We start from the raw sequence: 12,545 nt of genomic DNA on the forward strand, positions 1-12,545 counted from the left end.
GAAGGAGTTGGCTGGTCGCCTCCCTCGTCTTGTAGATTCGAACGAAAGGCGGAGATCGGCAACCTCACCGTTTCCCCATGGAAACGCCGGCGACAGATCTTTGGCCATGACCGGCAACAACGAGACAGATCGGCGGCGACGAGATGCGGCTGCGCGCACTGCTGGACAACGACGCGCTGGGGCTGCGGCTGCTCGGCGGCGAGGACGAGCTCGACCGCGGCGTACGTGGCGTGATGACCACGGACCTGCGCGACCCCAGCCGGTACCTGTCCGGCGGCGAGCTGGTGCTCACCGGGCTCGCCTGGCGGCACAGCGCGGAGGACTCGGAGCCGTTCGTCCGGATCCTCGCCGCCGCGCAGGTCGCGGGACTCGCCGCGGGCGAAGCGGAACTCGGCGACATCCCCGACGATCTGGTCCAGGCGTGTTTGCGCCACCGTCTGCCGCTGTTCGCAGTGAACGAATCCGTCGCGTTCGCGACGATCACCGAGTACGTCGTACGGCAGGTCTCCGGCGAACGCGCCGGAGACCTCGCGGCAGTCGTCGACAGACACAGGCGCCTGATGACGTCCGGTCCGGCGGGCGGCGGCCCCGACGCCGTACTGGATCTGCTGGGCTCGGACCTGGACCTCCGCGCCTGGGTCCTGTCCCCCACCGGACGGCAGATCGCCGGCGTCGGCGAAGGGCTGCCGGCGGAGGTCGCCGCCACGCTCGCCGGCGAACACCTCGCCGCCGTACGCACCGGCCGGCGCGCCCCGCACCGGACCGTCGTACGCACAGTGGCCTACTCCCTCTTCCCGATCCGGAACACCGGAAGGGGAACCTCGCCGGCCGTCAGGGACGTACGGGAGGGCGTGCTGTCCGACTGGCTGCTGGCCGTGGAGGCGGACGCCGCCGACTGGCCGGAGGCACGCCTCGACCTGCTCCAGGGCGTCACCCAGCTCATCGCCGTGGAACGGGACCGGCGCGAGGCGGCCCGCACGGTACGGCGGCGGCTCGCCCAGGAGGTCCTGGAACTCGTGCAGACCGGCGCGGCCCCCGCGGAGATCGCGGCACGGCTGCGGGTCGCCGCGCCCGTGCTGCTGCCGGGCCTCGGCGCGGCGCCGCACTGGCAGGTGATCGTCGCGCGCGTGGACTGGGGCGCCGACTCGACCGTCGAGACCGGGCCGGTTGCCCAGTCGCTCCTCGAGGAGATCCTCGTCGACCCGTCGGCCGCCGGGGCCGACTCCGCCGACCGGATCGCCGTCGCCCACACCGGCGACGAGGCGATCGCCCTGGTGCCGCTGCCGGTCGTGGCCCTCGGCGGCCTCGAGGACGAGGACCCGCCCCCGGTCGACGCCGGCCTGCACGCCGACGTGCTCCTCGAGTCCGTACGCGCCCCGCTGAGTGCCGGACTGGCCGACGACGGGCGCCTCACGCTGGGCGTCAGCGCGGCCGTGCACTCGGCGGAGGCCCTGCGCGGCGCCCTCGAGGAGGCCCGCCACGCCCGCCGCGTGGCCGCGGCACGACCCGGCCGGGTGTGCGCCGCGGGGCACCATGAGCTCGCCTCACACGTACTGCTGCTGCCGTTCGTCCCCGACGACGTCCGCCGCGCCTTCACGGCCCGCCTGCTGGATCCGCTGCGGGACTACGACCGCCGCCACCGCGCGGAGCTCATCCCCACGCTGGAGGCGTTCCTCGACTGCGACGGCTCCTGGACCCGGTGCGCGACACGCCTGCATCTGCATGTGAACACGCTGCGGTACCGGGTGGGCCGCATCGAGCAGCTGACGGGGCGTGACCTGTCGCGCCTGGAGGACAAGCTGGACTTCTTCCTGGCGTTGCGGATGAGCTGAGGGCGTGTCGGGCCGCTGCGCGGGGCCGTCTCCCCACTCCGCCCCTTCCCGAACCGGGGCAAGCCCCGGGCCCCGTACCGCGCCCCGCGCGATGCCCTCAAACGCCGGGCGGGCTTGAGTTGCCTGGCAACTTGAGCCTCGCCGGCGTTTGAGGCGAGGGGGGTCCGGTGGGGGTCCCCCACGCCGCCAGGCGCAGGGGGAGGAGCCCCCGGTTACGGGAAGGGGCGGGGTGGGGAACAGGCCCCGCGCAGCGGCCCCCGCCCCGTCTACCCCCGTCGCGCCAGCACCCTCGCGAACGCGCCGCCCTCCGCCACCAGTTCCGCCCACGTCCCCGTCTGCACGACCCGTCCCGATTCCAGCACCGCCACCCGGTCCGCGCGGCGGATCGTCGACGGGCGGTGGGCCACGACCACGGTCGTGCGCAGGTGCGCGCCCTCCGTCAGCGCCGCCGACACCGCCGCGTCGCCCTCGGTGTCGAGGTTGGCCGTCGTCTCGTCCAGGACCAGCACGCGCGGGCGCGTCAGCAGGGCGCGGGCGAGGGCGATACGGGCGCGCTGACCGCCGGACAGGGTCGTGCCGCGCTCACCGACGCGCGTCCCGTACCCGTCGGGCAGTTCCGCGGCGATCCGGTCGACCCCGGCCACCCGCGCCGCCTCCGCGAAGGCCGCCGCGTCCGCGTCGGGTGCGGCGAGGCGCAGGTTCTCCGCCAGCGTCCCGTGGAACAGCGGCGCGTCCTGGCCGACGACGGACACGGTCCGGCGCAGGTCGGGTTCGGCCAGGTCGCGCAGGTCGACGGGGGGCCCCGACGCAGGGACGAGTTCCACGGCCCCCGACGACGGGTCCCAGAACCGGGCCAGCAGGTGCGCGCACGTCGACTTGCCGGCGCCGGAGACTCCGACGAGGGCGAGCGTCTCGCCGGGCCGGACAGTCAAGTCGAGGCCGTCGAGCACGGCCCGGTCGCCGTAGTCGAAGCGCACCCCCCGCAGCCGCACGCCGAGCGGCCCGGCGGGCAGCGGCCGGGGCGCCGCGGGCGCGGGGGCGCCCGCGGGGGCGCGTACGGCCGCGCCCACCCGCGCCGCCGCGGCCCGCAGCCCGCCCGCCTGGCCGAGCGCGGCGGCAGAGTCGGCGACCGGCGCGAGCACGCCGAGCGCCAGCGCCATCGCCGCGGGCGCCCAGGCGCCGGCGACGGTGTGGGCGGCCGCCAGTACGACTCCGACGACGGCCACGACGACGAGCAGGTCGCGCACGGCGGCCGCGTCCGCCTCCCATGCCTGCTCCGACCGCTGGGCCTCGCCGAGGGCGCGGCCGTGGGCCCGGAGCCGTTCGCGCCGGGCGTCGAGCGCGCCGAAGGCCAGCAGTTCCCGGAGTCCGTCGACGGTCTCCACGGCCTCCGCCGACAGGTCGGCCGCCGCGGCCCGGGTGCGGGCGCCGCGCACCGCGCGGCCACGGGAATCCAGCAGCGGCGCGAGGGCGAGCAGCGCCGCGACGGGCAGCACGGGCAGCAGCAGCCACGGTTCGAGCAGCGCGAGCGCCACCGATCCGCCGCCGAACACCACTCCGGAGGCGAGGAGTTGCGCCACGGCGTGGGCGTAGAAGAACTCCAGGGCCTCCACGTCGCCGAGCGCGGCGGAGGCCAGGTCGCCGCTGCGTCGTCCTTGGATGCGCGCGGGTGCGCTGCGGGCGAGGCCGTCGAAGACCCGGACGCGCAGTTCCGCCAGGACGCGGTAGGCGAGGTCGTGCGAGAGGTCCATCTCGCGCCAGGTGGCGAGGGCGCGCGCGGCGACGAGCACCAGGAGGGCGGTGATCGTCACGGGGCCGGGAGCCTGGCGTTCGACGACGGCCGTGCCGACGGTGTGCGCGGTGAGCGTGACCAGTGCGACGAGGGCCGCCTGGTCGGCGAGGGCCGCGACGAACGTGCGGACGGTCATGGCGCGATGGGCGTCGAGCACCGGCAACAGGGCGCGCAGAGCGCCTCGTTCGGTTCCCTGTTCGGCCATTTGAGCGGCCGTCGGCCCGGCCTCTTGTCCGGTCTTCATGCGGCCCTTCCTTCTGTGGTGCGTCCGGCCGCGACGAGGCGCGCGTAGACGCCGTCCCCCGCGAGCAGGGCGGCGTGGTCACCGACGGCGTCGACACGTCCGCCGTCGAGGACGACGATGCGGTCGGCGTCCCGTACGGAGTCGAGTCGGTGGGCGACGACGAGGCAGGTGCGGCCGCGGGCGGCCGACAGCAGTTCGCCGACGATGCGGGCCTCGCGGCGTTCGTCCACGGCGCTGGTCGCCTCGTCGAGCACGAGGACGGGCGCGTCGGCGAGCAACGCCCTTGCCAGGGCGAGGCGTTGACGCTGGCCGCCGGACAGGGTGGCGCCGCGTTCGCCGACCTGTGTCCCGTAGCCGTCGGGCAGCCGGACGATCTCGTCGTGGATGCCGGCCGCCCGGGCGGCGTCGTGCAGGGCGGCGTCACTGGCCCCGGGGGCGCCGAGGCGCAGATTGTCCGCGATCGTGGCGTGGAAGAGGTACGTCTCCTGGGAGACGACCGCGATGCCGCGGCGCAGCGAGTCGAGCGTGTACGCGCCGGCGTCGAGGCCGTCGACGAGGACCCGGCCCCGGTCCGGGTCCGCACGGCGGAGCAGCAGACCGAGGAGTGTCGACTTGCCGGCGCCGGAGGGCCCGACGACCGCCGTGACACGGCCGGCCGGCGCGGTGAAGGTCACACCCTTGAGGGCGGGGCGTCCCCCTCCGGGATGGGTGAAGTCCACGTCCTCGAAGCGGACTTCGGGGGCGGCGGGCCATGCGGCGACGGTCTTCCCCGTGTCGGGTACGCCGCCCTCCGCGGTGCGCAGAGCGGCGATCCCGTCGGCGGCCGACACCCCGAGGTACCCGGAGTGCCATTCCCTGGACAGGTCCCGTACGGGACGGAAGCACTCGGCCGCGAGCATCAGCACCAGATACGTGCTCGTGGAGGGCGCGTGCCCCGACACGGCGGCGCCGCACGCGACGAGCGCGGCGGCGACGGTGCCGCCCTGCACGGCGAGGTCGGTGAGTCCCGTGTCGACGAGCGAGACGCGGAGTTTGGCGACCGTGGCGCGGTGCAGTTCCCGTGAACGCTCCTCCAGCCGCGCCCTGGTGCGGCCGACCGCGCCGGCCGCCCGCAGGGTGGGCATGCCCTGCAGCGCCTCGAGGTAGTCGGCGGACAGGGCCTCGTACGCGCCCCAGTGCTGTTGGCCGCGGCGCTCCAGCAGCTTGTCCCACCAGCGGGGCGCGAACATCGCGAGCACGAGGGCGGGGGCGAGCACGAGGACGGCCCACGGTTCCACGACCGCCACGGCGAGCAGGAGAACCGGCGGCACGGCGCAGGTGATGAGCAGTTGGGGCAGGTAGCGGGAGACGTACGCGTCGACCCCTTCCACGCCGTCGACGAGGGTGGCCCGTACGGCTCCGGCCCGCGCGTCTGCCTGCTGCGGGGGCCCCTTCCTGCCGAGGCGTACGAGCAGTTCGTCGCGCAGCCCGGTGCGTACGGCCGCTCCGGCGTTCACCGCGACGCGCCGCTGGGCGCGGCCGAGGACGGCACGGGCGAGGACGGCGGCGAGCACCGCGCCGAGCAGCGGCGGGAGACCGCCGGTGTCCCCGCGGGCGATGCGGGCCAGGGCGACGGCGAGCAGGACGGCCTGCGCGAGATGGGTGACCGCGACGGCCGCGAGGAGCGCGGTGGCCGTGAGCAGGGGGCGGCGCGCGGTACGCGCGGCGCGCAGCAGCTCCGGGTGGAGCATCATGACGGTTCGTCTCCTTGGTTCGTACGGCCTGTCGCACGGCCGGTGGGAGGACCTGCCGAACGGCCGGTGGTACGGCCTGTCGCCGGTCCTGCCGAACGGCCGGCCGTCGGTTGTGGCTTACCGCCGCCGGCGGGGCTGCGGCCGAGTGCCAGGCCGTGGACCACCCAGTCCTGTCCTGCAGGTCCGCCGAGCGCGGCGCCGAGGTCCGCGCCCTGCCAGGAGCCGACGGGCCGTGACGGCACGCCGGCGGCGGTGGCCGCGGCCTGGGCGTGGCCGATCCCGTATCCGGCGGCGAGGTGGTCGTGCCGGACCCGGGCACCGGGGGCTCCCGCCGGGCAGCCGTACGCGAGGAGCACGGCCCCTGCTCGGGCGATCCAGCCCTGCCGGGCGGCCCAGTGGGCGAGTGTGGGCAGCACGTCGCCGGAGGCGAGTCGGTGGAGGGTGACGGCCGGCCCGCGGGGCGGGACGAGGTCTTCGTGCGCGGCCGGCCCGCCGGGTGCTGCCCCTCCCCCGGCCGACGCGGTCGGCGGGCTGCTCGTCAGCAGGCCCGCTCGTGGCCCGCCCACCGCCAGGCACCAGCGGGGGCCCGCCGGTGACGCGGTCTCCGCGGCGGCGAGGATCCGCGCCAGCACGGCGTTCGACGGCACTCCGTGGAAGCCCGGGGCCGCGCTGCGCCGCGTCAGCAGCACGAAGTCGTCCGGGCCCTGACCGGCGACCGTACGCCACGTGCCCAGCCGTTCGCCGGAGTCGGTGAGCTCTCCGAGGACCCGCAGTGCCGTGCGCAGGCAGCCCGGCGGTTCCTGCGCCCACGGTGGCGACACGGCGCTGCTTGGGTCCTCGGCCCAGCGCGCGAGCGCCGCGGGATCCCCAGGAAGCAACTGCACGGCGGCCAGGGCGACCGGGACGCCTCCGGCCGCCTCGGACAGCAGCCCGCCGTCCGCGTCCAGGCACACCGCGTGCGCGCCCGCCAGGGCGAGCGCGGCCGCCGCGTGGCCCGCGTCGAGCAGCACCAGGGGCCAGGCCCGGTGGCCGTAGTGCGACACGGTGCGGCGCGCGGTCACGCCCAGGACGGCGAAGGCGCCCTCCGGTGCCGGATCCGGTGCCGGGCCGTGCCGGTGCAGGCGGTGGCGGGCCGGGTCGTAGGCGTAGACGCCCGGCGGGAGCCCGCAGCCGGTTCCGAGCAGCACATACGTGTCCACCGGGTGCAGCGCGCCGGCCGAGGGCGCGGGCCGCAGCCTGTCGCCCGCGAGCGAGAGCCGCAGGGTGCGGTCCAGGCAGGCGGGGACGGGCAGCGCCTCGCCGCGCAGCGGCACGGTCGCCGGTCCCGCGGGGAGGTCGGGGCCGGGGTCAGCCGTGGAACGGGCCAGGGCCAGCGCTTCGGTCACCAAGGGCGAATCCGACACCGTCGCCGCCTCACATGTGCGGGGGCGGCGTGAGTGTGAAGTCACCGGGCCCGGTGGGCGCGTGTTCGCGCCAGCCACGTCCGACTGCCGCCTCCGCGAACCGCGGACAGCCGAAGTAGCCGAACGCTGCCGGAGCGTTGGGCACGAGCCCGGAGACGAGCACGCGAGCCACCCGCAGCGGCGTCTCGGCGACGTCCTCCGTGGTCAGGTCCAGGGTGACGACCCGGTGCCCACCGGCCGCGAGGTGCTCCTCCAGAGCGGCCCGGCTGCCGTGCGCGACCTCGCCGACGGGAACGACGCCGAGGGCGGGCCGGGTGAAGCGGTCGGCCAGCGGCGCCGTCCGGGGGTCCAGCCACACCTGGACGTGTGCGCCGAGGTCGCGGACGGCACGGAAGTCGGGGCCGCAGTCGTCGAGGTAGCGGCGGTCGGCACGGTGGTCCAGGTACAGGCCGCGTGCCAGCATCCCGGCCTCGATCGCCCGGAAGACCCAGCCGTCCGCGTCTGTCGTGCCCTGGGTGAACACCCAGGTGTGTACGGCCTCCAGGACGGCCTTGCGGGCGGCTTCCGCCGGGTCGTAGCGGCAGGCGAACCCGGCCGCGTGGATGCCCCGGGCGGGGTCGTGGACGAGGGCGGCCATGCACGGCGCGAACTCGGAGGGCATCTCCACGATGAACACCTGGAGGCCGCAGCCGTCCAGGTCGCGTGCGAGGTCGGGGACGGAGCCGGGGTCGATGCCGCGGGTGGGGCCGTCGAGGTGCCACCACAGTTCGAGGGCGTCGCGCTCGACGACCTCGAGGAGTCCCCGTTCGACGGCGTCGTCGAAGCCCTGACCGGTGGCGATGCCCGCGTAGTTGAGGTGGTGGGTGCGGGGCAGCTCCCTCAACCCACCCTGCCGCCAGTTGAGATGGGTCAGTGCGACGGGCGCCCAGCATTCCTTGCCCCCCTCCTGCGCGCGGGCCCACAGCGCGGGAGTGTCGGGGGTGAGGCGGCCGTACTCGAACCGGGGGCGGTCGTACTGCCAGTCGGCGTAGACGGGCAGGTCCCCCGGCCCGTAGAGGGTACGGCCCTCCGACAGGAGCTCGGCGGCCGTGGCCCGGCGGGGCGCGTCGGGGTGTCCGGCGGGGGGCAGCCGGTTGCCGCAGTAGCGCTCCACGGCCTCGGCGACCGCGGCGATCCGCGCGCCTTCTGGATCGCCGAACGTGGTGCCGAGCGACACCCGGTCGGCCGGCCACGCCCCGAAACGGCGTGCGTCACCGACGTCCGCTGTCATGGCGGTGTAGCGGGGAGGTGCGCCCGCGGGGTGCGGTACGGGCTCCACGGCGCGTATCAGTCCGCAGACAGGGTCCACGAGCGCATCGAGGGTCAGGGGGCTGGTCAACTGCATGTCTCCTGTACGGGGTCGATGGGCCGGCAGCCGCGTGCGACGGGAAGCAGGAGGCTGCTGCCGGCCGGTCGCAGGGTCCTGCGCGAGGCGGTGAGACGGGTGGCGTGGACCGGGTCATCGCCGGTGTGCGGGTTGCGGGCGTGGGCGGGGAAGTGGTGTCCGGCCACCTCCACGCGCAGCCGCGTCCCCGCGGGCAGCCGGTGGGCGACGAGGCCGAGCGGCACCCGCAGCCGGCTCTCCTCGCCGGCCGGGTCCGACCTGCGGACGATGCCGGTGGCGAGCGGCCGGGCACGACCGGCCGGGTCGAGGGCGACCACGCGTACGGCCCAGTCGGCGGTGGGGGTGGCGGCGGTCGCGCACAGCTCCGCCTCGGCGGCGCCGAACAGGTCGAGGGGGCGGGGCAGCGGCGGGGTCACGAGCAGCGCCCGGTCGGGGACGTCACGGCGTTCGACGCTCAAGTCGTCGGAGCGTACGGGCTGTTCGGGGTCGGCGACGAAGGTCTCGCCCTGGAGGAGCCGCAGTCCGCCCGGCACGCCGAACGGCCAGGCGGTCCGCTCGCCCGTGCCGGGCGGCGCCGGGTACCAGTGTTCGCTGCCGCCGAGGGCGACGGCGCCCCGGCGTTCGTGGCGCAGAGCGCCGTCGAGGGCGGCGCGTGCCCACCGTGCGTACAGTGCGCCGAGCCGCGTCCGGTGTCCGGGGCGGGCCTCCGGGGCCGGCTCGGAGGTCAGGCCGTGGCCCCACGGTCCGACGAGCAGCCGGGCGGGGCCGGCCCAGTTGAGCCAGAGCCGCAGCGTGTCGTCGGCGAACGGGTCGCGGCTGCCGCCCACGGCGAGGAGCGGGATCGGCGCGCGGGGCGCCGGCGTGGGCCGGTGGGGCGCGGCCCAGAGCCCGGGCCAGGAGGGAAGCATGCGCCCGAGCCGCTCAGGGAGACGTACGAGGGGCAGGTGCTCGAGGAGCCGGGGGTCGCACGCGAGAGCCTTGTCGAGGGCCGCCGTGTCCGAGTCGGGCCGGTCGCCGTGCGCCGCCCACCAGCCCGCGCGGGCCGACAGCCGCTCGACGCCGCCGGTTTCGCGGGCCGTCTCCGCGAGGCCGAGAGCGGGCACGGCGGCGATCACGGCGTCCGGCCTGCTCCGGGGGTCGCCGTCGCCGACGGCCGCGAGGGCGCAGTGGGCGGCGTACGAGGAGCCGGCGGCGACGACCCGTCCGTCGGACCAGGACCGGCCGCGGACCCAGCGGAGCGTGGCGGCGCTGTCGGCCTCCTCGTGCCGGTAGGGCTGCCAGTCCCCGTCGGACGCGTACCGGCCGCGGACGTCCTGGACCACGGCCGCGAAGCCCCTGGCGGCCCAGGCGCGCGCCTCGTCGCGATGGCTGCGCCGGTCGTACGGGGTGCGCAGCACGACGGCCGGGAAGGGCCCTTCGCCACCGGGCAGTTGCACGGTGGTGGCAAGGTTCGCCCCGTCGACGCGCACGCGGACGAGGACGTGTTCGTGCACGGGAACGGGCTCGTGCTTCGGCACCGACCCGGTGCGGTCCGAGGCGGCGACGGCGCGGCCCGAACTTGGGGCGGCGCCGCCCGAGACGGGCAGCGTTTCCGGCTCTGACGCCATTTCCGGCCCGGGAGCGGGCCGCGCCCCGGAAGCTGCCGTGCGCGCCGGCACAGGCGCGGAGCGCGAGCCGGCTGCGGCGCCGCCCGAGACCCACACCGCTTCCGGCACGTCAGCCGTTTCCGGCACGGGAGCGGGCCGCGCCCCGGAAGCTGCCGTGCGCTTCCGCAGGAGCGTGGGCCGTGGCCCTGGTGCGGCCGGGTGCTCCGGCACAGGCGCGGGCCGCGCCCCGGAGGCGACCGTGTGCGCCGGCACGGGCTCGGAGCGCGAGCCGGCTGCGGCGCCGCCCGAGACGGGCACCGTTTCCGGCACGTCAGCCGTTTCCGGCACGGGAGCGGGCCGCGCCCCGGAGGCGACCGTGCGCGCCGGCACAGGCGCGGGGCACGACCCTGCTGCCGCCGTGTGCTCCCGCGCAGGCGCGGGTCGCGACCCGTCGGCGGCCGGGCCTCCGTGCGTGGATCCGGCCGTCATCGCGTCAGCGGTGCGACGGCGGGGACCGGCAGCACGGTGTGCTCGTCGACGGTGAGGTCGCGCAGGTCGACGCGGCGCAGTCGGCGGGAGCCGCCCCGGCCCGCCGCCCACGCGATCAGGTCGGCGGTCAGCAGGCAGGCCGTAAGGGCGGCGGAGGCCGCGGTGTGGGCCGGCCCGGTGTCGTCGGTGCACGATCCGGCCCAGTAGGCGGCGAGTTCGCGGTGGGCGGGCGTCGCGGCGAGCCGTCGGAGCCGTACGTCGGCCGAGGTGACGTCCCCCGGGGCGGCCGCGAGCGGTTCGAGCCAGGCCGTCGCACCTTCGCGGTGGCAGCGCAGCCAGCCGACCCCGCGGGCCGGCAGCCGGTCCGCGTCGTCCCACAGCCCGTGCGGCGCGGGCGAGTCGAGACACCAGACGACAGCGTCCGGTGGCGTCTCCTCGGACTGGTCCGTGAGCCGCGTCGCATGGCGCACTTCGCCGCCCTCTGCCTGTACGAACCGGGTCAGCGGTTCAGTCAGCACGTCGTCACCGAGGACGACGACAGTGCGTCCGGCGAGCGGCCCGCGGACGCCGTCCTCCTCGGGGGCGAGAAAGCCCGCGTCGCCGAACGCGCCGACCAAGGCCTCGAGTTCACCGTCGTAAGAGCCGGCGGCCGAGGAACCGGATCCGGTGGCGGCCGGGCCGTGGGCCGAGGGGTCGGATCCGGTGGCGGCTGGGCGGCCGTGACCGCGGGTCAGGTGTGCGACGACCGCGTCCGGTGCCGTCGTGCCGGTGTCGACGCGGAGGAACTCACCGTCGGGCGTCCGGACGGCGAGGCCCTGGCCGGGGACGGTGACGAGGGCGACGCCGGGGGCGAGTCGCGCGGTGGCCACGGGTTCTCCTGGGGTTCGAGGCGGGTGCGGGTCGGGCCCGCCCGGAACGGTGTTCCGGGCGGGCCCGATGGCGGGGTTACTTGTCGCTGTCGGTCTCGACGGCGGCGCTGTCCTCGAAGGGGTTCTCGACGAGGGCGTTGGAGTGGGTGGCGGACAGGTGGGCGAGCTGGCCCTGCTCGGCGATCGGGCTGAAGACCTTGTGCTGCTCCATGAGTTGCTCTCCATTCGTCGGTTCCTGGCTGCGCCGCCCGGGCTGTGCGGCGGCGACACCCAGGACACTAATGAATATGATTTTCATTTTGCAAGGGGTTCACCGAGAGGAAGTGGGTGATCCGGGTAACACACGGGCCAGCCGCCCTCCGGATCGCGCCCCACGCGCCCTGCCACACCGAGGACTTCGGCGAGCAGAGCGGGCGTGACGACCTCGGCGGGCGGGCCGTCGGCGGCCACGGCGCCCGCCCGCAGGGCCACGATCCGCTCGGCGAACCGCGCCGCGTGCCCGAGGTCGTGCAGCACCATCACGACGGTCAGTCCGCGCTCCTCCCGGAGCCGGACGACCGTCTGCATGACCTCGAGCTGGTGGCGCAGGTCCAGGTAGGTCGTGGGCTCGTCGAGGAGCAGCACACGGGTGTCCTGTGCGAGGGCCATCGCGAGCCGTACGCGCTGCCGCTCGCCGCCCGACAGGGAATCGACGGGCCGGTCCGCCCACTCGCCGACCCCCACGTCGGCCATGGCCCGTGCGCAGACGGCGTCGTCACCGTCCCTGAGCATGCCCAGCGGGCCCCGGTCCGCGTAGCGGCCCTGACGGACGAGTTGACGTACCGTCATGCCGGGTACGGCCGGGGCGGACTGGTGCAGCAGGGCGACCCGGCGCGCCGTGGACCTGCGCGACAGCCGGGCGAGGTCGTCGCCGCCGAGCCGCACCCGGCCGGCCGCGGGTGTGAGCAGCCCCGCGCACAGGCGCAGCAGGGTGCTCTTGCCACAGCCGTTGAGTCCGACCAGGGCGACGCTCTCGCCGGTCCCGATGTCGAGATCGACGCCGCTCAGCACCTCCCGCCGGCCGTATCCGAAGCGCACTCCCTCGATGTGCAACGTCCCTTGCTGCTCCGCCTGCCGCGCTCCGGCGTCGGCGTCCTGGCGGGTGACCGTGGTCATGGGGTCCTCCGTGACGGGGCGGCCCGGGCCGCCGGGTTCTTGCTGCCGCACCGCCTGC

At 76.1% G+C, this 12,545-nt stretch carries 8 protein-coding genes and 1 pseudogene; 1 reads left to right on the forward strand and 8 read right to left on the reverse strand.

Annotated features, from left to right (window positions below; genetic code table 11):
• Positions 1–143: 143 nt before the first annotated feature.
• Positions 144–1,832, forward strand: a complete 1,689-nt coding sequence (locus ACIPJI_RS19920; RefSeq protein WP_307709031.1) for a PucR family transcriptional regulator — start codon at positions 144–146, stop codon at positions 1,830–1,832.
• Positions 1,833–2,098: 266 nt separating this feature from the next.
• Here ACIPJI_RS19920 and ACIPJI_RS19925 read toward each other — a convergent pair whose 3' ends face one another.
• The 8 genes and pseudogenes from ACIPJI_RS19925 to ACIPJI_RS19960 all read right to left on the reverse strand — a co-directional run.
• The gene (locus ACIPJI_RS19925; RefSeq protein WP_402247671.1) at positions 2,099–3,868 is read right to left on the reverse strand and encodes an ABC transporter ATP-binding protein; all 1,770 of its coding nucleotides are present in this window, start codon (positions 3,866–3,868) and stop codon (positions 2,099–2,101) included.
• Positions 3,865–5,601, reverse strand: coding sequence for an ABC transporter ATP-binding protein/permease (locus tag ACIPJI_RS19930; protein ID WP_402247673.1), 1,737 nt, complete (start codon positions 5,599–5,601; stop codon positions 3,865–3,867). The genes ACIPJI_RS19925 and ACIPJI_RS19930 overlap by 4 nt, the downstream gene beginning before the upstream one ends.
• Complete coding sequence (locus ACIPJI_RS19935) at positions 5,598–7,004, reverse strand: nitroreductase (RefSeq protein WP_402247675.1); 1,407 nt, start codon at positions 7,002–7,004, stop codon at positions 5,598–5,600. The genes ACIPJI_RS19930 and ACIPJI_RS19935 overlap by 4 nt, the downstream gene beginning before the upstream one ends.
• Positions 7,005–7,014: 10 nt before the next feature.
• Positions 7,015–8,382 (reverse strand): YcaO-like family protein, encoded by a 1,368-nt coding sequence (locus tag ACIPJI_RS19940; RefSeq protein ID WP_402247677.1) that lies wholly within the window; start codon positions 8,380–8,382, stop codon positions 7,015–7,017.
• Positions 8,379–9,995, reverse strand: coding sequence for a CocE/NonD family hydrolase (locus ACIPJI_RS19945; RefSeq protein WP_402247679.1), 1,617 nt, complete (start codon positions 9,993–9,995; stop codon positions 8,379–8,381). Before ACIPJI_RS19945 ends, ACIPJI_RS19940 begins: the two co-directional genes overlap by 4 nt.
• A gap of 464 nt (positions 9,996–10,459) precedes the next feature.
• The gene (locus tag ACIPJI_RS19950; RefSeq protein ID WP_402247681.1) at positions 10,460–11,332 is read right to left on the reverse strand and encodes a hypothetical protein; all 873 of its coding nucleotides are present in this window, start codon (positions 11,330–11,332) and stop codon (positions 10,460–10,462) included.
• A 76-nt stretch (positions 11,333–11,408) separates the two neighbouring features.
• Positions 11,409–11,543: a streptamidine family RiPP gene (gene amiA / locus ACIPJI_RS19955; RefSeq protein ID WP_356624881.1), complete on the reverse strand. Its 135-nt coding sequence runs from the start codon at positions 11,541–11,543 to the stop codon at positions 11,409–11,411.
• Positions 11,544–11,610: 67 nt separating this feature from the next.
• Positions 11,611–12,415, reverse strand: a pseudogene (locus ACIPJI_RS19960) (ABC transporter ATP-binding protein); the annotation flags it as partial.
• Between the last annotated feature and the right edge of the window lie 130 nt (positions 12,416–12,545).

It is taken from the genome of Streptomyces sp. NPDC086835, from assembly GCF_044745705.1.
GTDB lineage: Bacteria > Actinomycetota > Actinomycetes > Streptomycetales > Streptomycetaceae > Streptomyces.